The organism is Limisphaera sp. 4302-co, from assembly GCF_049537155.1.
GTDB lineage: Bacteria > Verrucomicrobiota > Verrucomicrobiia > Limisphaerales > Limisphaeraceae > Limisphaera.
Map to the genome: position 1 here is coordinate 1 of NZ_JBMVQZ010000005.1, position 24,728 is coordinate 24,728.

General features: G+C 65.8%; 18 protein-coding genes and 1 CRISPR repeat array. Of the genes, 6 read left to right on the forward strand and 12 right to left on the reverse strand.

The window, feature by feature from the left end:
- The first annotated feature begins 118 nt into the window (after window positions 1-118).
- A CRISPR array of direct repeats spans window positions 119-3,628; the repeat unit is 37 nt; unit sequence GTCGGGACCCGACTAAACGCCGAAAGGCAATGGTGAC.
- A 53-nt stretch (window positions 3,629-3,681) separates the two neighbouring features.
- Entirely contained in the window at window positions 3,682-4,074 is a 393-nt protein-coding gene (locus ACPDIX_RS06770; protein WP_423431020.1) for a hypothetical protein, read from the forward strand.
- Window positions 4,075-5,262: 1,188 nt separating this feature from the next.
- Here the strand turns inward: ACPDIX_RS06770 and ACPDIX_RS06775 are convergent.
- From ACPDIX_RS06775 to ACPDIX_RS06790, 4 genes are all read right to left on the reverse strand, one after another.
- Window positions 5,263-7,485, reverse strand: a complete 2,223-nt coding sequence (locus ACPDIX_RS06775) for an InlB B-repeat-containing protein (RefSeq protein WP_423431021.1) — start codon at window positions 7,483-7,485, stop codon at window positions 5,263-5,265.
- 334 nt (window positions 7,486-7,819) lie between these two features.
- Entirely contained in the window at window positions 7,820-12,985 is a 5,166-nt protein-coding gene (locus ACPDIX_RS06780; RefSeq protein WP_423431022.1) for an HYR domain-containing protein, read from the reverse strand.
- A 353-nt stretch (window positions 12,986-13,338) separates the two neighbouring features.
- On the reverse strand, window positions 13,339-13,605 hold the full coding sequence (locus tag ACPDIX_RS06785) for a hypothetical protein (protein WP_423431023.1): 267 nt from the start codon (window positions 13,603-13,605) through the stop codon (window positions 13,339-13,341).
- 6 nt (window positions 13,606-13,611) lie between these two features.
- The gene (locus ACPDIX_RS06790) at window positions 13,612-13,908 is read right to left on the reverse strand and encodes a hypothetical protein (RefSeq protein ID WP_423431024.1); all 297 of its coding nucleotides are present in this window, start codon (window positions 13,906-13,908) and stop codon (window positions 13,612-13,614) included.
- 520 nt (window positions 13,909-14,428) lie between these two features.
- Between ACPDIX_RS06790 and ACPDIX_RS06795 the strand changes: the two genes are divergently transcribed.
- Window positions 14,429-15,931 (forward strand): TonB-dependent receptor, encoded by a 1,503-nt coding sequence (locus ACPDIX_RS06795; protein WP_423431025.1) that lies wholly within the window; start codon window positions 14,429-14,431, stop codon window positions 15,929-15,931.
- A gap of 61 nt (window positions 15,932-15,992) precedes the next feature.
- Complete coding sequence (locus tag ACPDIX_RS06800) at window positions 15,993-16,346, forward strand: hypothetical protein (protein WP_423431026.1); 354 nt, start codon at window positions 15,993-15,995, stop codon at window positions 16,344-16,346.
- A 20-nt stretch (window positions 16,347-16,366) separates the two neighbouring features.
- Here ACPDIX_RS06800 and ACPDIX_RS06805 read toward each other — a convergent pair whose 3' ends face one another.
- The 8 genes from ACPDIX_RS06805 to ACPDIX_RS06840 all read right to left on the reverse strand — a co-directional run bounded on the left by ACPDIX_RS06805 (window position 16,367) and on the right by ACPDIX_RS06840 (window position 20,737).
- Window positions 16,367-16,855 carry a tRNA (cytidine(34)-2'-O)-methyltransferase gene (locus ACPDIX_RS06805; protein ID WP_423431027.1) on the reverse strand — a complete coding sequence of 163 codons (489 nt, stop codon included), beginning with the start codon at window positions 16,853-16,855 and terminating at the stop codon, window positions 16,367-16,369.
- On the reverse strand, window positions 16,852-17,715 hold the full coding sequence (truA, locus tag ACPDIX_RS06810; RefSeq protein ID WP_423431028.1) for a tRNA pseudouridine(38-40) synthase TruA: 864 nt from the start codon (window positions 17,713-17,715) through the stop codon (window positions 16,852-16,854). The genes ACPDIX_RS06805 and truA overlap by 4 nt, the downstream gene beginning before the upstream one ends.
- On the reverse strand, window positions 17,712-18,122 hold the full coding sequence (gene ruvX / locus ACPDIX_RS06815; RefSeq protein WP_423431029.1) for a Holliday junction resolvase RuvX: 411 nt from the start codon (window positions 18,120-18,122) through the stop codon (window positions 17,712-17,714). The genes truA and ruvX overlap by 4 nt, the downstream gene beginning before the upstream one ends.
- A 36-nt stretch (window positions 18,123-18,158) precedes the next feature.
- Window positions 18,159-18,599: a molybdopterin synthase catalytic subunit gene (locus ACPDIX_RS06820; RefSeq protein ID WP_423431030.1), complete on the reverse strand. Its 441-nt coding sequence runs from the start codon at window positions 18,597-18,599 to the stop codon at window positions 18,159-18,161.
- A gap of 10 nt (window positions 18,600-18,609) precedes the next feature.
- A complete protein-coding gene (locus ACPDIX_RS06825; protein WP_423431031.1) occupies window positions 18,610-18,846 on the reverse strand; it encodes a MoaD/ThiS family protein in 237 nt (78 codons plus the stop codon).
- Window positions 18,847-18,866: 20 nt separating this feature from the next.
- Window positions 18,867-19,427 (reverse strand): ribosome recycling factor, encoded by a 561-nt coding sequence (gene frr, locus ACPDIX_RS06830; RefSeq protein WP_423431032.1) that lies wholly within the window; start codon window positions 19,425-19,427, stop codon window positions 18,867-18,869.
- 118 nt (window positions 19,428-19,545) lie between these two features.
- A complete protein-coding gene (locus tag ACPDIX_RS06835) occupies window positions 19,546-19,881 on the reverse strand; it encodes an FtsB family cell division protein (RefSeq protein WP_423431033.1) in 336 nt (111 codons plus the stop codon).
- Between the two features lie 145 nt (window positions 19,882-20,026).
- Window positions 20,027-20,737 (reverse strand): superoxide dismutase, encoded by a 711-nt coding sequence (locus ACPDIX_RS06840; protein WP_423431034.1) that lies wholly within the window; start codon window positions 20,735-20,737, stop codon window positions 20,027-20,029.
- A gap of 195 nt (window positions 20,738-20,932) precedes the next feature.
- Between ACPDIX_RS06840 and ACPDIX_RS06845 the strand changes: the two genes are divergently transcribed.
- The 3 genes from ACPDIX_RS06845 to gatB are packed head-to-tail and all read left to right on the forward strand — an operon-like array spanning window position 20,933 to window position 24,684.
- Window positions 20,933-21,472 carry a DUF192 domain-containing protein gene (locus tag ACPDIX_RS06845; protein WP_423431035.1) on the forward strand — a complete coding sequence of 180 codons (540 nt, stop codon included), beginning with the start codon at window positions 20,933-20,935 and terminating at the stop codon, window positions 21,470-21,472.
- Between the two features lie 22 nt (window positions 21,473-21,494).
- Complete coding sequence (locus ACPDIX_RS06850) at window positions 21,495-23,195, forward strand: NAD+ synthase (protein ID WP_423431036.1); 1,701 nt, start codon at window positions 21,495-21,497, stop codon at window positions 23,193-23,195.
- A gap of 7 nt (window positions 23,196-23,202) precedes the next feature.
- Window positions 23,203-24,684 carry an Asp-tRNA(Asn)/Glu-tRNA(Gln) amidotransferase subunit GatB gene (gatB, locus tag ACPDIX_RS06855; RefSeq protein ID WP_423431037.1) on the forward strand — a complete coding sequence of 494 codons (1,482 nt, stop codon included), beginning with the start codon at window positions 23,203-23,205 and terminating at the stop codon, window positions 24,682-24,684.
- Window positions 24,685-24,728: the final 44 nt, after the last annotated feature.

Consider the following 24,728-nt stretch of genomic DNA (forward strand, 5'->3'; position numbering starts at 1 on the left):
CTGCAAAAATCAGCCGCGAAATGCACCCTCTGGGTGCACGCCGAAAGGCCATGCCAACCGGGGTCCCTACCTGGGCGGCTTCCAACCGGTTGCACTGCAACGTGTTGGCCCCCCGGCGGTCGGGACCCGACTAAACGCCGAAAGGCAATGGTGACCGGATCCCGCGCCGCGCATACATCCGCGCGGCGGGTGGTCGGGACCCGACTAAACGCCGAAAGGCAATGGTGACGTTGTTGGAGGTCTGTTTTCTTTCATAGCGCGGCCACTAGTCGGGACCCGACTAAACGCCGAAAGGCAATGGTGACGCCCCATTCTGGGGCGAGCGTTGCAGTCGGCTTGGCGCAGTCGGGACCCGACTAAACGCCGAAAGGCAATGGTGACGCGAGGATGCGCGATTTTGTATCACAAGGCCATGACGTCGGGACCCGACTAAACGCCGAAAGGCAATGGTGACGGCTTCCGATAATTCTTTTGGCCGTAGGCGATGATATCGTCGGGACCCGACTAAACGCCGAAAGGCAATGGTGACCTTGCCCCGCCTCGCTGCGGGTTCAGCATCAACCACGTGTAGTCGGGACCCGACTAAACGCCGAAAGGCAATGGTGACGCGACGTCGCCACTGATGGGTTTGCGGAACACGACCACGGTCGGGACCCGACTAAACGCCGAAAGGCAATGGTGACCGGGGTGCCGGCGCGCGGCCCTCGCTCCGCTGGCGCGCAGTCGGGACCCGACTAAACGCCGAAAGGCAATGGTGACCCATAGATGTCCTGGAGGTTGTTCGCCGGAGCCCAGGCCTGTCGGGACCCGACTAAACGCCGAAAGGCAATGGTGACTGGCGAGTTTGTCTGCAAGGACTGTGCACTCTGCTGGAGGTCGGGACCCGACTAAACGCCGAAAGGCAATGGTGACCCCGGTGATCAGCAGCTTGTTCTCGTTAATCATCTTGTCGGGACCCGACTAAACGCCGAAAGGCAATGGTGACGCACGGCATCGAATGTGAGCATGCACACACGCCAGGACGGTCGGGACCCGACTAAACGCCGAAAGGCAATGGTGACCGCCCAGGGCGGGGCGCTTGCCAGTAATGGGGGGGGTGTCGGGACCCGACTAAACGCCGAAAGGCAATGGTGACATGCGCCCCGCTGTCACGGGGCGCTTGCCTGGTGAGGGGTTAGTCGGGACCCGACTAAACGCCGAAAGGCAATGGTGACTTTGGCGGCGCGGTCCTGCTTTATTGCTTCTTCCCTGGTCGGGACCCGACTAAACGCCGAAAGGCAATGGTGACACGCAGAAGTACCAGCAGTTTAACATGAGGTAGTGTGTCGGGACCCGACTAAACGCCGAAAGGCAATGGTGACGAGTGAACGATGCGTGGCCCCTTTGATCATCCGATCAGTCGGGACCCGACTAAACGCCGAAAGGCAATGGTGACCTGTCAAGAGTCTGCGCAGCCAGGCAACGACACTGGCGTCGGGACCCGACTAAACGCCGAAAGGCAATGGTGACCCCACACCGCTTCCTCACCTTGTGGGTAGATGGGCGCTAGTCGGGACCCGACTAAACGCCGAAAGGCAATGGTGACTATGGTCCGATGGGCATGGACGCCAGGGAGGAACTCCGCAAGTCGGGACCCGACTAAACGCCGAAAGGCAATGGTGACGCCGGGCAACCCCACTCGCCCCGGCTCCTTGGGCCGGGTCGGGACCCGACTAAACGCCGAAAGGCAATGGTGACGTGGAGGTGGGGGTGCGCGGGCCTTGCGCCCCGCCCCGGTCGGGACCCGACTAAACGCCGAAAGGCAATGGTGACCAGTGATCTGCCGCCGCGATCATTCGCAAACGATCCGTGGGGTCGGGACCCGACTAAACGCCGAAAGGCAATGGTGACGCCCGGCGCGCCCGACGTCATGTCGAGCGCCTCGCCGGGTCGGGACCCGACTAAACGCCGAAAGGCAATGGTGACAGCGGGCATGCCCTGCACCGTGATCGAGCGGCACCCCGCGTCGGGACCCGACTAAACGCCGAAAGGCAATGGTGACACCACCCGGCCCGCACCGCGTGGAGGTGGGGGGGCTGGTCGGGACCCGACTAAACGCCGAAAGGCAATGGTGACTGCAGGGCATAATATCTGCGGGCCTCTCACCCGCCGACCCGGAGTCGGGACCCGACTAAACGCCGAAAGGCAATGGTGACGGGCCCCGCTCCTTCACGGCCGAACGAGCGGCCAATCCTCTGTCGGGACCCGACTAAACGCCGAAAGGCAATGGTGACGGAACGCTGGACTTCCCTTCTTCCAAGGATAGATTCGCGTCGGGACCCGACTAAACGCCGAAAGGCAATGGTGACGGTGCGGCAGGGAGCCATGGCGCAACATCTTTTGCATGCAGTCGGGACCCGACTAAACGCCGAAAGGCAATGGTGACCAGCGCCTTTGCCAGCTCGTCCGGATCCGGAACCTGGTCGGGACCCGACTAAACGCCGAAAGGCAATGGTGACGTTAATATCGCGCCACTTCAGCCGCACCGCCTCACCCCACGTCGGGACCCGACTAAACGCCGAAAGGCAATGGTGACCAACCGCGTTGAGGACATAATCACGCAGCCACAGATGTCGGGACCCGACTAAACGCCGAAAGGCAATGGTGACGGAACGCTGGACTTCCCTTCTTCCAAGGATAGATTCGCGTCGGGACCCGACTAAACGCCGAAAGGCAATGGTGACGGTGCGGCAGGGAGCCATGGCGCAACATCTTTTGCATGCAGTCGGGACCCGACTAAACGCCGAAAGGCAATGGTGACGACACCCGATAGTAGGTATACCGGGTTCCACCTTGTCGGGACCCGACTAAACGCCGAAAGGCAATGGTGACAATGCGGTCGTGCGACCGCCATACCTCGACAGCGTGGTCGTCGGGACCCGACTAAACGCCGAAAGGCAATGGTGACTGCCCACCCGGCCGCGTAACGGACACCCGCAGGGTAGTGGTCGGGACCCGACTAAACGCCGAAAGGCAATGGTGACTCGACATACTCGGGGGGACACTTGATAGGCGTCCCCCGTCGGGACCCGACTAAACGCCGAAAGGCAATGGTGACTGGTGGTGTAAGTGGTGGTGGGTCAGTACAGCTCGGGTCGGGACCCGACTAAACGCCGAAAGGCAATGGTGACAAGAGCCCCGGCGACATCAACACGATCGCACTGGGCGAGTCGTCGGGACCCGACTAAACGCCGAAAGGCAATGGTGACCAGCGCCGGATCATCTCTATGTTCTTGGTTGGTGCACCCGGTCGGGACCCGACTAAACGCCGAAAGGCAATGGTGACGCCAGGCAGCCACCACATACCGCATCACCGACCCAGAGGTCGGGACCCGACTAAACGCCGAAAGGCAATGGTGACTCAAGGGCTGCGCGTTGTGTCCGGGCCAGTTGGCGGCGTAGTCGGGACCCGACTAAACGCCGAAAGGCAATGGTGACACATCTTCCAGATTGGTGGCCGCCAAGTCTAAAACCTGTCGGGACCCGACTAAACGCCGAAAGGCAATGGTGACTCAAGGGCTGCGCGTTGTGTCCGGGCCAGTTGGCGGCGTAGTCGGGACCCGACTAAACGCCGAAAGGCAATGGTGACCTCAATCCGCTGTTTAAGATGTTGCCGTCTGCACAAACAAGAGTACTTCCACGATGAAAAGAGACACTGACATCAACCCTACTCCAGAAACGCAACAGCACGAGCGACAGTTACCGGAGCGGCTGTTCGATCCTTTGCCCGTGCGGATCCCTGAGGAAGGTGGGGAGCTACCCGGGCCCATACCCGTGCTCCCTGCCGTGGTGCCTTGGGAATTACTTGCTGCTCTGGTCACCGCGCCCCCGGGAGTTGTGGAATACATTGACCGGATCGCCACCGCCCATCTCCAAGAACTGCTGCGTCGCGATCCCTCTTTTGCGGAGATGCTGGATGATCTGCTGTTGCAGACCTGGTCGGTGGTGCTTCCGCCGCCCGTTCTGCCGCGACCTCCACAGGAAAGCGACACTACGCCGACACAAAATAACCCTCCCACCCCGGACAAATCCTGACCGGAGTGGGAGGGTGATGGATTTATTGTTGACGCACGACAGCAACCCGCAAGGTGCGCCGCCCGAACTGGCGCGCGCGGTCATGGTCTGTCATGTAGACGTCCCTTCGCCCGCCATATCTACGGGCGGTTCTGTCTGGTACAATACGCCAGCCCAAGCCTTCTATGTGAACATAAGACCCGACTGCCACACCACGGTCGGAGCCCGACTGAACGCCGGAAGGCAATGGTGACAGGATCGGTGTTACACGAACTACGCCTTCGACACGCCATACTTGCAGCTTTCACAGGGCTGCCCTCGCTCACACCAGCGGTGCACCCTGCCCCCACACCCTGCGAGAAGTCTCCCGTGCACCCGGCTCCCAACAAACGCCGGTTCACCCACCTCCCTGACGCCCCTGGCTCTGCACTTGTCCGTCACCACTCCACCGCAAACACCATGGACCCAACTGCAGACACACAAGGACCACGTGGACACAACTGCGATGAGATAGCATCTCCGTGCATTCTCTGTGTCCTCTGCGCTATGACGCAACCAAAGCCACCGAGAAGAGCCTGTAATAAACCACAGAGACACAGAGGTCACGGAGAAGAAAAAAGGGACATCACATTCTCCGTGGCAATCTCTGTGTGCCCGGTGCCCCAGGTTGAAAGGGACGTTTTTCGGCGTCTCTGTGGTTTCCAAGGACGGGCGGGGAGGCCGGGACTCCAGACGGTCATCGCCGGCCAAGCCGGCCCGCGGGAGAGGCACCGCTACCACCGGCCCGACTTTACAGGCGGGCTCTGTGCCCTACCTGCCTCCAACACCACAAAACACCACGAAAGACTGCTACATAACCACGGACACACGGAGTTCGCAGGGAAAGAAATGAGAAAGACTCCGTGATTCCTCTGTGTCCTCCGTGTCTCAGTGGTGTGAAGGCACAAAAAGACGGAGAAGAGGGTACAATGAACCACAGAGACACAGAGGTCACGGAGGGAACAAAAGGCAAATCAGAGAACGTCACTGTCGTGTCTTCAGGTCCTTGGTTGCTCCGTGGTGAAAGGCGAAAACGCGGCCTGTGTTTGTTGTTCTCTGGGGGTCCGTGGTGGAAATGCTGTAACCCTCCCTCTGCCCGCTGGACAATGCAGGAGTCACTGGTCCATGGAATTGCCACCGGCGCTCCGTTGTTCGCTCACCTCCGTGGTTCTATGGCAGCAACCGGGCGCGATAGAATTTCCCCGGCACAGCCGTGGCGTTGGTATCGAGTACGGTGAACCGGCCGAGGGCGTTGGTAATCAAGGTGAGCAGTTCCCAGGATTGAAGATCCCCCGAGGATTCGACCACGATCGGTTGGCCCGGTGTACCCACGATCTCAAAGCGAAATCCGGCCGGAGCGGATTCGGTGGTGGGTGCCTGCAACATGGGACGGCGGCTGAACCGGGCGCGGACGGTTTTCTGCGTGTCCAGGGTGAGCACGAGGGTGGGATTGTTGCCGGCGGTGTCGCCGGACCAGCCCTCGAAGGTGGCGCCCGGAGCGGGCAGTGCGCGCAGAGTCACCCGGGTACCCGTGGGGTGGACGTTACCGCCGGGATCACGCTGGACCTCTCCCTCCCCTTCCACGATGACCGTGAGGGAGACCTCATTGGTGTTCAGCGGATCAAACCTTGCGATGATCGAGGGATCGGCACGGTCCGGCACAAGTCGTGCGGGGTTGGCGGTTCCGGAGAGGTTGCCGCCCCACAGGGAGAATCGATGGCCGGGAGCGGGGACGGCGGTGAGTCGCACCGGTACACCGTAGGGATACGGCGGAAGGGGCGGGTCGATCACCACCGTGCCCTGGCCGACCAGGTTGACCTGGATGTGTGTGCCGAAAACGGCGCGGACCGTGCGTGGTCGGTCCATTCGGAGCCGCACCTCCGGGGAGGTGCCGGCGGCATCGCCGGACCAGTGCAGGAATTGCCAGCCGGGATCGGCCTCGGCACGGAGTGTGACCTCGGTACCGTGCGCATAGAGGGGGCCGGGCGGGTCCACGGTGACCCGGCCGCCGCCGTCGGTGCCGGCCTGCAGGCTCACCCTGGGCAGGATGCGGATGCGCAAGGGCGGCATTTCCCAGTAGGCAAGAAGCTCGGAGCTGTAAACTCCGGCCCGCAGGACCGCGGAACGACCGATCAGAATCGGCACGCTGCCGGCGGGGTTGTAGGGAATGGCATCGAAGTCAGGTGCCCGGCCGTTGGTGGTGTAAAAGACCTGCGCACCGGCGAGGCTGCATTCCAGGAAAATGGCCACCGGCTCGGCAGAGACCATCTCCGCCTGCGTGATCGGCTGCACGGGAAAATACTGCTGGACGTAAGGATCATAGACACCGAGTTGGGGGATCAACCAGCGGGCGTCCAGTTGGATGGGAGCGCTGGTGATACTGCCGAACGCATTGGAGGCCACCACCTGGTACCAGGTGACGATCGGTTCGGGGAACGGGCCGACCGTGAGGATGGCATCGGTGGCCCCGGGCAGGGGTTGCCCCTCACGGTACCACTGATATCGGATGGGGGCGGCACCCACGGCCAGGGCGGTCCATGTAAGAGCCCGACCGGCTTGAACGATGGAATCGCGCGGCAACAGGCCCCATGCCGGTCCGTCCGCGCATTTGCCGGCCTCACCTGCCGCGTGAATGGCGGCGATCTCCTCCGGTGCGAGCGCCCTTTCGTAGATGGAGAGCTCGTCCAGCAGGCCGGCATAGCGGTCTCCCGAGACGCTGAAGCCGAGATACGTGATCACCCGGGTGTCGTAACCGGGCATGCCGGGGATCGTCACCGTGGTGCCGGCCTCGAGCCGGCCGTTCACGTAGAGTCGGAGGACGCGGCTGGCCGGGTCCCACGTCAGGCCAAAGTGTGTCCATTGCTGCGGTTGAATCCGCCCGGGCTCGGTGCTCAGGCGCCTTTCCTCCACGTGGAAGAAGCGGCCCGATTTGACCCGCAGGCCGAGGTTGGCCTCCAGCGCACCGGTCTCAGTGATGGCGAGGTACACACCGGGCCCCGAATCCGCCATGGGCTCGAACGACCAGAGGAACGGTTGGAAGCGGTTCGTGTCGTCGGGCCGGATCCATCCCTCAATGGTGAACCCCGTGACGTTTCCCGCGGCTTCATAGACCCCCTGTGCCCCGAACCGGACCTCGGCTCTGTTGGTGCGGAACACCCAGGCCCATCCCACCTTGCCGGCTGCATAACCCACGTCGCGGACCGTGTCAGGCGTGACCCAGCCGGTGTAATCCGCCGCGTCCCCTTCGGCGCGAAACCAGGTCATCAACCCCAGCGCGGGCGGGATGCAATCCGAAGCCCGTGCCGATGCGGCAACCACCAGGATCGGCAGAAACACCACCGTCCGGAGGGCAGAAAACACGGGGAACCTGCGGGACGAGATCGCGCAGCTCATGGTACCTCTCCTTCTCGACAGCCGTGGCCCGGAAGGCACACACGGACGGGCGGCCGGTGGTCGCCCCCCGGTCCAGTCCATCGTAGCGCCGGACCGTTTGAGTCACAAGTCACGTTTTTTCGGGCCGGGCCCCGCCCGCCGGGTACAGCTCCTGCCGGTTGCAGACCGGTCGGTCTGCGGGGAGCCGGCACCGGGCGCCGCTCGTGAACCCGAACCGTGGGGTCAGCCCATGGTGCCGGGCACCCGGGTCTCTCTACTGGGGCGACCCTGCTTGAAAGGAGCTGCAACCCGTTCCCGAGCGCCGCGCCAGGTCACTGCCCCACGGACTGATTCGCTAATCGCCACCGGGGTGAACAACAACCGACCCCGGCGATCGACTCGTCCCGCGGTAGAACTTGCCGGAGCCGTCTGGCGAGAGGCTGATCCGTGCCTCATTGTGGACGGGGCCGGCCGCCCCGCGGGTCACCACCGGCACCGGCGCAAGCCGCCAAGGGCCGTTGAGGGAGTCGGCCTCCTCCAACTGGAGGCCTTCGCCCTCCCATTGCAGGATCAGCTCCCGGCCGTCGCGATGGAAGCCGAGTCGCGCAGGTTCGGCACTGCCCGGCCCGGTTGCTTGCAACGGACCGTTTGCAGGTGAACCCAGGACGGGGATGAGGGCGCGGAGGTCCTCATTGGGACCGCCCGGGGCCGACACCGGCCTTTCGAGGAAACGCGAGTCCAGGATCTGTACGCCGCCGATGTAGACGATCCTGGCCAACTTGCTCCCCTTGGCAATGGCGTCGATGAGCTCGGCCTTGTTCATGCGGAGGTTGAAACCGGCGCATTCGTCGTAGCGCCCCTCATGAATGAGCAGGAGCTGGCCATCCAGGTAGAGTTCGTGCCGGACCGTGCCTGCCGGTCGGTACTCGGCCAGCACCGCGAGCCGGTGGGGCTGACGGGGCCGGATCGCGTTGGTGGCCACCCGGCCGAAGAACCGGATGTGTCCACCGGGCAGGACCATCAGGGCGGTGTCGTCATTGGTCTGCCCGGGGCAGTTGTCATGGCAGCAGTTGCGCAGGAGGTAGAACCCATCCTCCAAAGGCTCCTCGACGCCGAGGTCGATCACAGCCAATCTCTGGACGGTCTCGGTCCGGAAGAGCGCATCCGCATCCTGTGTGGGCTCGGCCAACTGGATCCGCAGGGTCCCGTCGTACCACGGATTGATGCGGAGCAGGAGGGAGTCTGCGCCGCCGTGGAATCCGTCGCAATACGGGGACTCCTCCGGCGGCGGCGGGCAGGGCCACATGGCCGGTACGAAGGCCAGCGTGCCCATCTGCGGCTGCCACAGAAACTCGTCGCTGGGGATGAATAGCATCGGCTCGCCCACGTCCGCGGCCAGCGGATCAACGGCGTTGCGGAAGGTCCAGGAGCCGACCACCCCGCCCTTGACGGCCTTGACCAGGACTACCGCCACCTGGCTGGTCACCGCGCCGCAATTGTTGGAGACGACCACGGTGTACTGCCCCTGGTGACCGTAATTCAGCGGGCCGAGGGTGAGGCTGGAGCCGTTGGCACCCGGCAGCGGTGTGCCGTTCTTGTACCATTGGAAGCTCAGAGGCCAGGTGCCGCCGGCCACCACGGTCAGCACCGCCATGCCACCCCACGGCTGGATCTGCGAAGCCGGCTGCTGCGCGATGAAGGGCGGATGGCAGGTGGGCGGGCACGCGGCAAAGTTGACCCACCACTCGACTCTCAGCTTCGAAGGTGTCTGGAGCACAAGCTGGAGAGGAGGCACGAATACGTTGTGATTCGTGACGACGAAATCAATGACGTTGGTTCCGGGAACAAAGCCCGAGGCTATCTGGAAGGGATGCCACTGGGTAAACGGTGTCGGATCAACGGTGGAGTTCATCGTGATGGCGTTGCCGGTGTCCTGTCCGTTGAGAAGAATCCGTCCCTCGTTGTCCACGGCCCAGCGTCCCGTGATGACACACGAAACGTTGGGCGGCACGCCCAGCAAGTACCGGTAAACGTAAACTCCGGCTGGAACGGGGGTCTCGCCTCCCGACGCAGGCGGCAGAGGTGCGATCCAGGCGGAGTTACCCGGTGTGGGGAAGGCGAGCAGCGGGTTTGCGTATGCCTGGCCTCCCGACAAGACCACCGGGCCTTGTACAAGGCCAAAGTGCGGGTCCACACCTCCGGCGGGCAGGACCTGTCCGGAGGCATCCACACCGGTGGATGGCAACGGGCCGGCGAGCGACGGCAGGGGCGGGCCCTGGACCGTAAACGTCGTCGTGCAGGAGGCACTGTTGCCGGAGGCGTCCGTGACGGTCAGCACGATCTGGTGCGTGCCGGGGCCGACGAGCGTTCCCGGCGGCGGCTGTTGGGTGACCGTGAGCTTGGTGTCACAAAAGTCCCCGGCCTGCACCTGGCTGGTCAGATCGGGAATGGCGGCCTGACAGTTGGTCACGATGTAAGCCGGCGGACACTGTTGGATCCACGGTTTGCCGCCCTCCACCACCTTGACCGTTTTCACGCAGGAGGCGCTGTTGCCGGCGGCGTCGGTGACGGTGATCACCACGGTGTGGGTGCCGGGTGAGAGCTGCGTGCCGGCGGGTGGGTTTTGCGTGACCACGAGCTGGCCCTGAGGCGTGCAATTGTCGCTCATGAAATTGGGCAGGAGCGCCGGCAGGATGGCGGTGCAGTTGGTGCCGGCCTTCAGGGTGAGGATGGCGCTCTTGCAATACACCGCCGGCGGGACGGCATCGGCCAGCAGGACCACCGGCACTGCACAGGAGGCACTGCCACCTTGGGGATCCGTGACAAGGACCGTGACCAGGTTGGTCCCCGGCGGGAACTGTCCGGTGAAGTTCACGGTCGTCTGGGTGGGCGCCGGCCCGGCGGGCACCAGGTTGGTTTGCACGGGGAGATTGTTGCCGAGCCACACGACGGTGAGCGGATCACCCTCGGCGTCGCCCACCGTGACGGAGAGGGCGATCTGCGAGCCGGCGGTGCTCACGCAGGAGACGCTGACGGGTGCCGGGCAGAGTACTGCCGGCGGTGTGTTGCTGCCGCAACCCGTGCACAAACGGGCGACCAAGGCATCGTCCAAGCCGGCGCCCGGCAGCGACGTGCCGGGTGGCAACTGAGCCGGGCCGGTCTGGAACGAGCCCGTGACAAACACGCAGCCCGTCAGGTCGCCCAGGGCCACGTCATTGGCACCGTCATCGCCCGGGCCGCCCGCGCCCCAGGCACCGGTGAACTGACCGGCGGCATCGAGTCGGGCCACGAACGCTTCGGAGCCGGGGCCGGTGACCGTTTGTGAGCCGAAGGTGCCGTTCCAAGTGTGGCCTGCGACGTAACTCTCGCCCAGGGCGGTCACGGCGATGGCCCGGGCGAAATCGAAGTAACCACCGCCGGCCTGGGTGGCCCAGAGGAACTGGCCGTTCGGATCGAGTTTGGTGACGAAGATGCTCTGGTTGCCCGTCACGGTCAGGGTGGTGCTCCCGAACTGGGCGTTGTTGGATCCGGCCGCGGGTTTGAAGTCGCCGGTCACGTAGACGTGGCCGGTGCCGTCCACGGCCACACCCATGCCGACGTCGTCGCCCGGGCCCCCGGCGTTGGTGGCCCAGAGCAGGGAACCATTGGGCGCAAGCCGCGCCACGAAGACATCCTGTCCGCCGTAGGTGGTGAGGTTGCCGCCGCCGAAGTTGACCGCATGGGGTGCACCGACGCCGAAGGGGCCGGTCACACACACGTCTCCTGTGGGCGTAAAGGCCACGTCGTGGGCGGCGTCGGTCCCGGCATCGCCGGCGGTCCAGGCCCACAACGGGTTGCCGGCGGTGTCGAGCGCCACCACCAGGGCGTCCGCGCCGCCCGCCGAGGTCAGCGCGCCGACGCCCGGCAGGGTGAAACTGTCCATGAACCAACCGGCGACGACCAGGGTGTTGTTCCGTGCGCGAATCCGGAACAGATCACCGTAGGTGGGGGCGACGGGCTGGACCCACAACCAGTTGCCGGCGCCATCCAGCTTGGCCACGTAACCGAAATAACCCGTGGCCGGGATGGAACCGAACTGGGCATTGCCCGCCACGTAGCCGCAGACGTAGAGGTTGCCGGAACTGTCGGAGGTAATGCCGCGGCCGTAGTCATCGTTCGGACCGCCGGCCCGTACGGCCCACACCAGGGAACCCGCGGAGGTGAAACGGGCCACGAAAATGTCGCGTCCACCGGAACTGGCAAGGCTGGCGGCCCCCACCTGGGCGACGGCGGAGAAATCACCCACCACCGCCACGTCTCCGTTGGGCAGCCGGGTCACGCCGCGGCCCACATCGACGTTCGTGCTTCCCAGGGAGGCGGCCCAGTCCCAGGGCCCGCTCACGGCCGGCACGACCGCCACCATGACGGTGCAGGTGCTGCAATTGCCGGCGCTGTCACATGCGGTCACCGTGACGGGGTGCACGCCCGGAGGCAGGACCGTGCCCGCCGGCGGCGACTGGTTGACGACCACGTTGGTACCGTCGCAGGCGTCCGAGGCTGTGATGTTCAGCGCGGGCAGGACGGCCGAGCAATCCGCGCCTGCGGCCACCGTGACGTTCGTCGGACAAGCCAGAACGGGCGGGGTCAGATCCTGAATCGTCACGGTGGTCTGGCAGATGACCGTGTGACCGCTGGAGTCGCTGACGGTGATGGTCACCGGGTGGGTGCCGGCTCCCAGCAGCGTCCCGGGGGCCGGGGTTTGCACGATGGTCATCAGCGACAGCGGGGTGCAATCATCCGCGATCTCGACCGACAGTTTCGGCATGGGCACTTGGCAGTTGGCGCCGGCTTCCAGGGTGAGCGGTCCGGGACAGGTCACCTGCGGCGGCGTGGGATCCAGCACCACGTAGGGCACCTGACAGGTGGCCAGGTTGCCCTGCGGATCCTGCGCGTAGACGGTGATCCAGTTGGTCCCCACGGGAACCAAGCTGCCGTAGGCCGGCGTCTGCCAGACGACAATGTCGCCCGGAGGCGCGCAGTTGTCCGAGACGGCAACCTCCACGCGCGGCACCTCGGCGAGGCAATCCTTGTTGACCACGTTGGTCAGCAGGGTCGGACACTGCAGCGCGGGCGGCTGATTGTCCAGTGCCACCGTTACGGGAATCGAGCAGTTGCCCCACACCGCCCCGGCACCCACGACCTGTACCGAGACGGCATGGTTCCCGGGGGACAGCCAGGCGTAGTAGGTCAAGTTGCTGCAGCCCGGTGGCGGCAGCGGGGGTACGGTGTTGGTCTCCACCACCGTGCCGTTGACCGACCAGAAGACATCCACGGGTGCGCCCGCGGTGTTGCAAACGGTCACCGTGATCGGGACGACCTCCAGGGGCAACCTCGCACACGGCACCTCGACGGCCTGGGGACAGGTCAAGGTGACGCTTTGCGCCCGTGCCGCGCCCGAGAGTCCCAGGGTGAAGAAGAGAAAGGTGAGCAACCCAAACCGTGCCCGGCATCCGGGCCCGCACAGAGCAGACTTCCGCGACATGTTACCACACTCCGACGCACCGGCGCCGCGTGTCCTGCGCCGAGCCACAGACCGGTGGGCATTTCGGTGGCGGCCGGTCGTGCGGAGAATTCGGCACGGGCCGGACGACAGCGTCATCCCGTTCGGCGTTGCGGCCGTTGGAACTAAACAACAAGGACTCTGATGAGTGCAAGTAGTTTTTGGAAATCCGGCCGGGATCGGCGGCCGGTGACGGGCGGGGGCATCGCAGTCGGTCGGATTCCGTGAAGGTGGGGACACGGCGATCGGCTTGCCGAGGGGCTCATGGGCGCAACGGGCCTTGCGGGACGGTGCCCCGGGAATCCGTACTCTCGAGGCGCCAGACCCGGGTCCAATCATAGGAGGTGGTCCGTTGCTCGGGCGTGCCGGATTCGACGAGGCCGCTTGTTGGGCGGGATGGGATTCCAACTGTGGGTCTCCACGGCCATTTGCAGGTGCATGGGCAGGTCCCGGTCGGTATCCGGCCGGATCGTGTAGGTCTGCCGGGCTTCGAGGAAGAAGAGGGCTTCACGCGGGTTTTTCCAGCAGGCCGGATGGACGTGGAACCGTTCCCTGTTACGGGTGGGCGTGGGCACGGAGTTCTGGAACTGGGCTTTGGGCACGCGGGTTCAGTCGATCAGGTTCGAGTGGAAGATTCGGTCCCAGTGGCGCGCCCAGCGAGCGGTTTGCTCCGTGGTCCGGCCCACGCATTCCCGGATGTCGAGTTCCAACCGTCGCGCGCTGCCGGGCGGCGTCATCAGCCATAAGGTGGACGACATGACGATGGCGTCGGCCCGCGTGCGGCACTCGAAATGCCAGCCCGGCCGGCCCGGATGGAGGGAACGGACAATGGCGCCCTGATGGGTAGAGAGGCGGCCATTCCGGACCACCGGTTGTTCCAGTCGGCCCACGGTGACCTGCATCATGCCGTTTCGGCTGCGCACGTTGGCGGCTCGAAACAACCCCGCGGTGGGCGCCCCTCCCAGCCCCAGCCGCGGGCGAGGGGTCGGTTTGCCACTTCTGCGCATGCGGACCTGCCCCGTCGAATTCGTCCGAGAGTTCCTTCACCCGGACCCAGGCGGTAGGGGGCGGTTTGGGATCCGCCCCCCTCCTGAAACAACGGCCCATCCCGCTCCCGGCGTGCCAAGAGCCAGATGGATCCCTGTGAGAAACAGAACCACTCGTTTCACGGGCAGCCTCGAACGACGGCGACCCGACCCCGCCCGGGCACGGCGCGTACAGGGGATGAGGTTTGCCGACTCTCGATGTCTTCGGCCGGGCTGGTTCGGCGTTCGATTACAACGGGCTGCGGCGATTCGGCGCGGGCGAGCAAAAGGGCGGAATGCCGGGGCCGGTGTGGGAGGCATCGATCCGGAGCTGTCGGCCAGTTGGGCGTTGCGACCGGGGCAGCCGGTGGTTTAACTGGCGTCCAGGGCGATCGGACGCATGGACGGGTGGAGCGAACAATCGGGCAGTCCTCACGAGAAGGCACTGCGCATCAATCTGGACGCACGCTGGTACGGCACGTTTGCCGAGATCGGCGCGGGCCAGGAGGTGGCCCGTTGGTTTTTTCGGGTGGGTGGTGCATCCGGCACGGTGGCCAAGACGATCTCGGCCTACGACATGGCCGTCAGTGACGCGGTATACGGCCCGGCCCAGCGTTACGTGAGCCGCCAGCGGTTGGAGGCCATGCTCGATCACGAGTTCGCTCTGATCGTGGAGCGGCTGGACCGGATCAAGGGCGCGGAACGCAACTTTTTTGCGTTTGCCGACACGGTGGCCACGCGAAGCTACGCCCGGCGCCAGGAAGGTCATGGGTGGATGGGCCTTCGGTTTCAGCACGCACCGCGGCAGCCGCCCTCCGACCTCATTATTCACGTGCGCCTGCTGGACAAGGAGCCGGTGCGGCAACAGGAGGCGCTCGGGATTCTGGGTGTGAACCTGATCTACGGCACCTTCTACCTGCGGGAGCAACCCGAGCAACTCATCCGCTCGCTGCTGGATCATCTGACGTGGGAACGGATCGAGGTGGACCTCATTGATTTCTCCGGCCCGGCCTTCACCCACGTGGACAACCGGCTCATGGCGCTGCAACTGGTCGAGCAGGATCTGACGGAGGCGGCCATGTTCACCGCCTCGGGCGAGCCGGTGCAATGGGCGGAAGTGCTGTACAAGCGGCCGGTGCTGGTGCAGCGCGGCAGTTTCCGTCCCTACACCAATGCCGCGCTCGACGTGCTGGAGCAGGCCCATGCGAAATTCGTGCAGGAACCGGAACTGCAGGGCGAATCCCCGGTTGTGCTGCTGGAAATGACCCTCCGGCATCTCACCACCGGCGACGCGGTGGATCATCGGGACTTTCTGCAGCGCGCCGACATGTTGCGCGTGCTGGGCAAGCCGATTCTCATCTCCAACTTCCGCCGGTTCCACCGTCTGGCCTCCTACCTGGGCCGCTACACGCCCAGGCCGATCGCACTGGCGCTGGGGGCTTCGAAGTTGTTCGAGATCCTCGACGAAAGCTTTTACAATCCGGAAGAGGGCGGTCTGTTGGGCGGCCTGGGGCAGTTGTTCAAAAATCGCGGGCGATTGTACGTCTACCCGGCCCTGCAAAAGGACACCGGGCGCCTGCTCACCGTGGACGACTTTCCCGTGACGGAATCCCTCCGGCACCTGTACGAACATCTGCGCTCGAACCGGTATCTGGTGCCCTTGACGCCGACGGAGCCGGAGTTTGTGCGCATCCGCCGCGCCGAGGTGCTGGCGATGATCCAACGCGGCGATCCCGAATGGGAGGCGTTCGTGCCGCCCCCGATCGCCGCCGTGATCAAGCGGGACCGCCTGTTCGGGTACCGTCCGGTGGAGGAACCCGCCGACTCATCCGCCCGGCCGGCGGGCACGGACGGCGAGCATTCCCCACCCGGCGGCGCCGGCGTTTCGCCGTCCGGCGCGTGAGAAAACCGTCGCGCCCGTCCTCCCGAACGTCACCATGGAACCCGAGGAGCAACCGCCAGCCGTGAGATCGCCGGGCCCCGGATTGACGCCGCTCCGCAGCGGGGCGGCCCTGTTGATTGCGCTGATCGCCGATGCGGTGCAGATCGGTCTCGGGCCGTTGGGCGTCGCCTGGGTGGACGATTTGCTGGACGTGGTCGTGGCGGTGCTGGAAGTGGCGTTGCTGGGGTTTCATCCATTGCTGCTGCCCACCTTTGTGCTGGAGGTGCTGCCGGTGATCGAGTTTCTGCCCACCTGGACCGGCTGCGTCCTGGCGGTCATTGCGATGCGGCGGCAGACGGCCCGGAGGCATCACCCGAAAGGCCCGCGCCCTGTGCGCAACGGCGGCCAGCCGCAAGGGCCGGTCATCGACATCTGAGGGCCGGGGTTTCCGGTTCCCTACTCTCCCTGGCGTGTCTGCGGCGCAAGCTCGCCCGGAAAGCCGAGCTGCCGGAGGGCCTCGAACAGGACCACGGCCACGCAGTTCGCAAGGTTGAGCGAACGCACACCGGGGTGGAACATGGGCAGCCGGATCCAGCGATCGGGATGATCCTGCAGCAGTCGCGGGGGCAGCCCGGCCGTCTCGCGGCCAAAGACGAGATAATCGTCCGGCGCGTAGCGAACCTCGGTGTACCGCCGGGGACCGTGCGCCTCGACGAACCACAGGCGCGCCCCGGCGGGCAGTGCGGCGAGGAAGGTGACCCAGTCCGGCCACAACCGCCAATCCACATGGTCCCAGTAGTCCACCCCGGCCCTGCGCAGGGCCGGTTCATCGAGCCGGAATCCCAGCGGTTCGATGAGGTGGAGCCGGGTGCGCGTGGCTGCGCAGAGCCGGGCCACGTTGCCGGTGTTGGGCGGGATCTCCGGCTGGAACAACACCACGTTCATTCCTCGTCCGAGGCTTCGGCCGCACCGGCGGTGGCGGCCCCGGCGTGCCGGTTGCGGCCCGGGTAGAACACCTTCCACAGGATCAAACCATGCGCCGGGGCGGTCATGCCGCCCAGGCGCCGGTCCGCGGCGGCCAGCATGCGCGGGATGTCGTCCGGTCGGTACTTGCCCAGGCCCACCTGGACCATTGTTCCCACCAGGCCGCGGCACATTTTGTAAAGGAAACCGTCGGCCTCGATGATGCAGGTCAGCAGCGGGCCGCTCCGGCGCCATTCGCATCGCCGCACTGTGCGCACGGTGGAACCCCGGGGGTGGCCCGGGTTGGCCGAGAAGGCGCGGAAATCGTGGGTTCCGATGAAGTGGGCGGCAGCGGCCCGCATGGCGGCGAGGTCCAGCGGCCGCGGGACATGCCAGGCGGTGAACCGGAGCAAGGGATTCATGACCGGCCGGTTCCAGACCTGGTAGCGGTACTGCTTGCCCAGGGCGCTGAACCGGGCATGAAAGCCGGGCGGGGCCCGGTGCACGGACAGCACACGGACGTCCACCGGCAAATGGGCGTTGATGGCCAGCGGAAGTTGCCGCATGGGAATGCGGCATTCGCTGGCGGGGATGTCGAAATGAGCCACCATCCCGAGCGCGTGCACGCCGGTGTCGGTGCGGCTGGAACTGTGTATGCGCGGCCGGCTGGGAAAGAGTGCGGCCAGGGCGGCTTCCACCTTTTCCTGCACGCCCGTGCCGGTGGTTTGGATCTGCCAGCCGTCGTAGCGGGTGCCGTCGTAGGCGATGACCATCTTCAGCCGCACCATGGGCGCGGCGGCGCGTCCGGAAGGCCGGGAAAGGGACGGCTCGGGCGGGTTCACGGTGCGCGATCCAGATAACTCTGCAGGAGCACGGCAGCGGCCGAGCTGTCGATCCGCGCGCGTTGTTTCCGGGTGTTGCGGCCCGCCTCGTGGAGGAGGCGCTGTGCCTGCACGGTGGTCAACCGCTCGTCCCAGGGGACCAGCGGCACGTCCAGCACCTGCCGGAGCTCCTCCATCCACGCGCGCACCTTTTCCGCCGCCGGACCGTAGGTACCGTCCATGTTGCGCGGCACTCCCACGATGATCCGTTGGACGCCCTGTTCCCGGACCAGGCGTCGCAGTTCCTCCAGGAAGCGCTCGCGCGGCTCGGCCGGCAGGTAACCCAACGGACGGGCGAGCATGCCGAGTTCGTCGCTGACCGCCACGCCAACCCGGCGCGTCCCGTAATCGAGAGCCATGATGCGCATGACCGGGGCAGGATGGGCGGCAACAGCCGGCATCCGTCAAGGACCGCCTGCGGTCCGGTCCGCGGCCGCGGTCCGGGCGGCCAGTTCGGCGGCCGTCCAACCGCGGCGTTTCCAGATGGGGACATCCTCCTTGAGCCGGTCCATGAACCGGGCCAGCAGGTCAAAAGCCTCCCGCCGATGCGCGGCGGCGATCCGCACGATGATGGCCGCCTCCCCCACGGGGATGAGCCCGGTGCGATGCAAGACTTGCACGGCCTGGCAGGGGTGATCGCGTTCGAGTTCCCGGAGGATCCGTTCGATTTCGCTTCGCGCCATCGGCTCGTAGGCCTCGTACTCCAGCGCCGCGATTTCCCGCCCCTGCTCGAGGTTGCGGACCAGGCCGCGAAACTCCACCCACGCACCGGTGGGTCCGGCAGTGAAGGCCGGCACCGGGAGCGTCTCGAGCCGCCCGGCGGTGAGTGTCACCTGTACCTGCATCGGAGGAGGGTCATCCGCCGGAGACGGGCGGGATCAGAGCCACCTCGTCGCCCGGCTCGAATCGCGTCCCGGGCGCGGCGTACTGCGCGTTGCGTGCCAGGCGCACGGTCGGCCGGTAGGGTGCCAGTTGAGGGAATCGTTCCAGGAGGGCGGCCCAGAGCCCGTCGGCGTCCACCCCGGCACAATCCAGTTCGGTCTCGCCACAGCCGGTGAGGTCCTTGAGATGAGCAAAAAAGAGCACGCGCATGTGGGGCGGAGGAAGCCGGTCTACACGGTCATGATTTCCTTTTCCTTGTGTTCGAGGTGCCGGTCAATCCGGGCGATGTATTCGTCCGTCAGCTTTTGCAGTTCCTTTTCCGCCTGTTTTTCCTCGTCCTCGGTGATGCCGCTGTCGTGTTTGTGCTTGCGGAGTTCCTCCAGGGCATCGCGGCGGACGTGCCGGATGGCCACCCGGGCGTCCTCGGCCATCTTGCGCACGATGCGGACGAACTCCTGGCGGCGTTCCTGGCTCAGCTCGGGGAAAAACAATCGGACGGTCTTGCCCTGGATGGAAGGTGTGATCCCCAGGTTGGCCTTCTGGATGGCCTTTTCGATGGCGTGCACGAGCGAGGCGTCCCAAGGCTGGATGATCAACACCCGCGGTTCGGGTGTCGTGATGCCCGCCAGCTCGCGGATCCGCATCTGGCCGCCGTAGGCCTCGACCATGATGTTCTCCACCAGGGCCGCCGAGGCCTTGCCCGTGCGCACCCCGGCGAACTCGCGCAGCACGAACTGCTCGGTCTTGGTCATCTTTTCCTCGGCTTCCAGGAGAATCTCGTCGAGCGTCATAGCGGCTGAAACCCTACCAGAAAGCGCCGGCCGTGTATAGGCAACTTGATCACCGCCAGCCGGTGGGCGCGGCCTTCGCCGGGTCCCGCCGCGGGCGAGCCGTGCCGTACGGCCACCCTCAGGGCAGCACGGGCGGGTTGGTCACGGGCGGTTCGAACCGGATGACCGTTTCACCGGGTCGGGCCAGGCCGAGCCTTTCCCGGGCGAGGCGTTCGACGGCCTTGGGGTTCTCCTGCAGGGCGCGGATGGCGGCGTTCATTTCGCGGGCCAGTTCCTCCTCCCGCTGAATCTCCCGGTCCAGCCGCAGGATCTCGCGTCGCATCCGCTCGTTCTGCCGGATCACGGGCCAGTACCACTGGGCGGCCAGCGTGAGCACGCCCAGCACCACCGCCACCCCAAGCAGGGCGGTGGTCAACCGTATCAACCTTTCCCAGAAACCCAGGCCCGCGCTCACGCCGGCCCATTAAACAGGGTCGGCCTGTCGGCGAGAAGCGGAAAAGCCGGATTCACCGCTCGGATCCGGTTGTGGGGCAGCGCATCCGCGGAAGCGGGCTCCCGAGGATCGGCTGTACGGTCCGGGCGGAGGAAACGGCGTCCGGTCAGGCGGGTCGGCGTGCGTAACGCTCGGTCACGAAGTCCCAGTTCACGACGTTCCACCACGCCTGCAGGTAGTCGGCCCTCCGGTTCTGATATTTCAAATAATAGGCGTGTTCCCACACGTCCACGCCAAGCAGAGGATGGGCGCCCTGGGACAGTGGCGTGTCCTGGTTCGGCGTGCTCACGATCTGCAACCGGCCCTCCTGCCAGACCAGCCAGGCCCAGCCGCTGCCGAACACGCCCAGGGCCGCGGCCGTGAATCGCTGGCGAAAACCGTCCACGCTTCCGAAGGCCGATTCCAGCGCGCGGGCCAGCTCTCCTCGTGGCGTTCCCCCCTTGGGACTCATCATCTGCCAGAACAGCGAGTGATTGAAGTGCCCGCCGCCGTTGTTGCGCACGGTGGTCCGGACCGATTCGGGCACGCTCTGCAGGTTGCGCAGCAGCTCCTCCAGCGAACGCCCCCGAAGCGAAGGCTCGGCGGCGATGGCCTTGTTCAGATTGTCCACGTAGCCGGCGTGGTGCCGGTCGTGGTGAATCTCCATGGTGCGCGCGTCAATGTGAGGTTCGAGCGCGTCCACAGCGTACGGCAACGGAGGCAGCGTGAACGGGGTGGTGGACGCCGGACCGGGCGTCTGTGCCCGGGAACGGACCGTCACGGCGGTGCCGAGCACGGCCAGCGTCGTACGTTTGAGGGCTTCACGTCGTGTCAGCATGGCAAACCCTTAGACCGGATGCGGCTTCGGCGCAAGGGCCCGACCGGAGCGGCTGACCATGGCGCGGGCAGCAGGCAGTGGCCGGGGCCCGAGGACGCCACAAACGTTTCGCGCCGGGCTGGGGCAGCCGACGCGCCTTGCCGCCGCGGAGGCTCCGATTGAATTGTGCATGCGCTTCAGCCATGCTGCTCCCGCGTGAGGCTGACACTGTGGGGATGGTCCATGGCCCTGTTGGCTCTTCTGCCCGGGTGGCTGGGGTGCGGCCGGCAACCGGCGGCCTCCGCGCCCTCGCAGGCGCAGGTGGATCCCGAGTACGGGCACCTGCTGCACGCCCAACCGCCCCTGCCCACCGTCCGGCTCTGGCTGGGTCCGGCCGAGGTGGTGGCGGAGGTGGCGCGGCGTCCGGTCGAGATCGCCACCGGCATGATGTTCCGCGAAAGCCTGCCCGACGGGCACGGGATGTTGTTCGTCTTTCCCGGCCCAGGCCGGCGCAGTTTCTGGATGCGCAACTGCCGCGTGCCCCTGTCGGCGGCCTACATGGATCCGGACGGGGTGATCCTGGAAATCGTGGACCTCGAGCCGATGAACGAAACACCGGTCCCGTCGCAATCGGACCGTGTGCAGTTCGTGCTGGAAGTGCCCCGCAGTTGGTTTGCCCGCCACGGGATCGGCCCCGGCACCCTGGTCCGGACCGACCGCGGGAGTCTGCAGGAGGTGTTTTTCGCCCGCCGCTGAGTCCGGCTGCGGCCCTGCGAACATGAAGTTGGTACTGGCTCAACTCAATCCGACCATAGGCGATTTCGACGGCAACGTCCGGCGCCTGCTCGATGTGTACGAGGAGGCAGCCGCCGCGGGCGCCGACCTGGTGGTTTCCTCCGAACTGTACGTCACCGGTTATCCTCCGCGGGATCTCCTGTACGACCGCGGGTTCCTGGCCGGGAACCGCGCCGCCCTGCACCGCCTGGCGGCGGCCACGGGCCAGACCGCCCTGCTGGTGGGTTTCGTGGACGAAAGTGCCACGCGGCCGGGCCGCGGCCTGGCCAACGCAGCCGCCCTGCTCCAAAACGGGCGCATCACCGCCGTCCGACACAAAACCCTGCTGCCCACGTACGACGTGTTCGACGAGGACCGGTACTTCGATCCCGCGGAGCAGAACACGCCCGTGCCCTTCCGGGGCCGCCGGCTGGGCCTGACCATCTGCGAGGACATCTGGAATGACGAAGACTTCTGGCCGCAACGTCGCTACCGAAGCAATCCCCCGGCCGAACTGGCAGCCGCCGGAGCGGACCTGCTCCTCAACATCTCCGCCTCCCCCTGGTGGCTGGGCAAGACCCGCACGCGCTACGAGATGCTCCAGTCCCTGGCCCGCAAATTGCACCGCCCGGTGGTCTTCTGCAACCAGGTCGGCGGCAACGACGAACTGATCTTCGACGGTCACAGCCTGGTGTTCGACGCGGACGGGAACCTGGTGGCCGAGGGACGCCGATTCGCCGAGGACGTCCTGCATGTGGACCTGAACAACGCTGCGCCGCAGCGATTCGTGGACCCTGCCGAGGAACCGATGGTTTGGGAAGCGCTCGTCCTCGGCACGAGGGATTATTTCCGCAAGTGCGGCTTCCAAAAGGCCGTGCTGGGTCTGAGCGGCGGCATCGACTCCGCCCTGACGGCCTGCATCGCCGCCACCGCCCTCGGGCCCGAAAACGTCCACGGGGTTTCCCTGCCCTCCCGCTACTCCTCACCCGGCAGTCTCTCGGACGCGCGCGCACTGGCCTCCCGGCTTGGGATCCGGTACGACGTCCTGCCCATCGAACCGGTGTTCGAAGCCTGCAGACAACAGTTGGCCCCGTTGTTCCGCGGGCTGCCCGAGGACGTCACCGAGGAAAACCTCCAGGCGCGCATCCGGGGGTTGCTGCTGATGGCCCTCTCCAACAAGTTCGGTTCCCTCCTGTTGACCACCGGCAACAAGAGCGAACTGGCCGTCGGCTATTGCACGCTCTACGGCGACATGAACGGGGGCCTGGCCGTCATCAGCGACGTGCCCAAGACCCTGGTCTACCGCATCGCCCGCTGGATCAACCGCGAGCGCGAGATCATCCCGGCCGCGTGCCTCACCAAACCGCCCTCGGCCGAACTGCGCCCGAATCAGACCGATCAGGACACCCTGCCGCCCTACGAAATCCTGGACGCCATTCTCGAGGCTGCCATCGTCCGCGGCCAGACCTTCGACGAGATCGTGCGCGCCGGCCAGGATCCGGAGACGGTCCGGCGCGTCCTGCAGATGATCCACCGCAGCGAGTACAAGCGCCGGCAGGCACCCCCCGGCCTCAAGGTGACGACCAAGGCCTTCGGAATCGGACGCCGCGTGCCCGTGGCGCATCGCTTCGATCCCTTGGCCTCTGTGCAGGCGCCCGGCCGCACCGCCGGCGTCCCGACCGATCCCCGGCCGTCCATCCCCTGAATGTCCCATGGAATACGAAGCCGTCATCGGACTCGAAACGCATGTGCAGCTCAAGACGCGCTCCAAGATGTGGTGCGCCTGTCCCAACCAGTTTGGTGCCCCACCCAACACGCTGGTCTGCCCCGTCTGCCTCGGGTTGCCCGGCGTGCTCCCCGTGCCCAACGAGGAGGCCATCCGTCTGACCCTCCTCACCGGCATGCTTCTGAACTGCGAACTGCCACCCCTGGCCCGGTTCGATCGCAAGAGCTATTTCTACCCCGACATGCCGAAGAATTATCAGATCACCCAGTACGACCTGCCGTCCACCCGCAACGGATATGTGGAATTCGAGTTCGAGGGCGAGGTGCGCCGCGTCCGGATCGCCCGCGCCCACCTCGAGGAGGACGTCGGCAAGAGTTTCCACTTCGACCAGTACAGCGGGGTGGACTTCAACCGGGCCGGTGTCCCGCTGCTGGAAATCGTCTCCGAGCCGGACATCCGCGGGGCCGACATGGCGTATGCGTATCTGACCGCCCTCAAGGAGATCCTCGTCCAGGGCGGCGTCAGCGATTGCGACATGGAAAAGGGCATGGTGCGTTGTGACGTGAACGTGAGCGTCCGCCCCCGGGGCAGCGACCGCCTCGGCGCCAAGATCGAGATCAAGAACATGAACAGCTTCTCCGGCGTCCGGCGCGCCCTGGAGTACGAAATCGCCCGGCAGATCGCCGTGCTCGAATCCGGCGGGACCCTCGTGCAGTCCACCCGCCGCTGGGACGAACTCACCGGCACCACCGAGGAGATGCGGACCAAGGAGGAGGCACACGATTACCGCTACTTCCCTGATCCGGACCTCCTGCCCGTCGCACCCGAACCGGCCTGGCTGGACGAGCTGCGCGCCCGTTGCATCGAACTGCCCCTGGCCCGCAAACACCGGCTGATGCGCCAGTTCGGCCTGCCGGCCCAGGACGCCGAAGTCTTCAAATCGGATCCGGCGCTGGCCCGCTATTTCGAATCCCTCGCCCCGCGCGTGCGCAACCCGAAGCTGCTGGCCAACTGGATCATCAACAACCTGCGTGCCAAACTGGCCGAGCTGCAGGCCGAACAAACCGCCGCCGCGCGCGCAGAGGATCCCCACGCGCCCGCATCGCCACCACCGGGACCCGAATGCCTGCGCTTCCCGCCCGGGGCACTCGTCGAACTGGTCGAGCTGGTGGAAAACCGCACCCTCAGCAGCACCGCCGCCCAACAGGTCTTTGCCGAAATGTTCGCCACCGGACGGCGCCCGGCCGACATCGTGCAGGAAAAGGGACTTGCCCAGGTCAGCGACGCCGGGCAGTTGGAAAAACTGTGCGACGAGGTCCTGGCCGCCCATCCGGGCCCGGCCGAGGACTATCGCAAGGGCAAAACCGCGGCGCTCAACTTTCTGAAGGGCCAGGTCATGAAACTCAGTCGCGGCAAGGCCAACCCGGTCATCGTGGGCGAGATCCTCGAACGCAAACTCCGCGGCTGAAGCCCTCCCCGGCACGTCCCGGGCACGGGGCCGGCCGGTTCATC

Excerpts from the sequence above, each read along its gene's own strand:
- frr (WP_423431032.1), bottom strand. The coding sequence starts at position 19,427 with ATGACGCTCGACGAGATTCTCCTGGAAGCCGAGGAAAAGATGACCAAG.
- ACPDIX_RS06770 (WP_423431020.1), top strand. The coding sequence starts at position 3,682 with ATGAAAAGAGACACTGACATCAACCCTACTCCAGAAACGCAACAGCAC.
- gatB (WP_423431037.1), top strand. The coding sequence starts at position 23,203 with ATGGAATACGAAGCCGTCATCGGACTCGAAACGCATGTGCAGCTCAAG.
- ACPDIX_RS06825 (WP_423431031.1), bottom strand. The coding sequence starts at position 18,846 with ATGCGCGTGCTCTTTTTTGCTCATCTCAAGGACCTCACCGGCTGTGGC.
- ACPDIX_RS06840 (WP_423431034.1), bottom strand. The coding sequence starts at position 20,737 with ATGCTGACACGACGTGAAGCCCTCAAACGTACGACGCTGGCCGTGCTC.
- ACPDIX_RS06795 (WP_423431025.1), top strand. The coding sequence starts at position 14,429 with ATGGACGGGTGGAGCGAACAATCGGGCAGTCCTCACGAGAAGGCACTG.
- ACPDIX_RS06850 (WP_423431036.1), top strand. The coding sequence starts at position 21,495 with ATGAAGTTGGTACTGGCTCAACTCAATCCGACCATAGGCGATTTCGAC.
- ACPDIX_RS06780 (WP_423431022.1), bottom strand. The coding sequence starts at position 12,985 with ATGTCGCGGAAGTCTGCTCTGTGCGGGCCCGGATGCCGGGCACGGTTT.
- ACPDIX_RS06775 (WP_423431021.1), bottom strand. The coding sequence starts at position 7,485 with ATGAGCTGCGCGATCTCGTCCCGCAGGTTCCCCGTGTTTTCTGCCCTC.
- ruvX (WP_423431029.1), bottom strand. The coding sequence starts at position 18,122 with ATGCGCATCATGGCTCTCGATTACGGGACGCGCCGGGTTGGCGTGGCG.
- ACPDIX_RS06820 (WP_423431030.1), bottom strand. The coding sequence starts at position 18,599 with ATGCAGGTACAGGTGACACTCACCGCCGGGCGGCTCGAGACGCTCCCG.
- ACPDIX_RS06805 (WP_423431027.1), bottom strand. The coding sequence starts at position 16,855 with ATGAACGTGGTGTTGTTCCAGCCGGAGATCCCGCCCAACACCGGCAAC.
- ACPDIX_RS06790 (WP_423431024.1), bottom strand. The coding sequence starts at position 13,908 with ATGATGCAGGTCACCGTGGGCCGACTGGAACAACCGGTGGTCCGGAAT.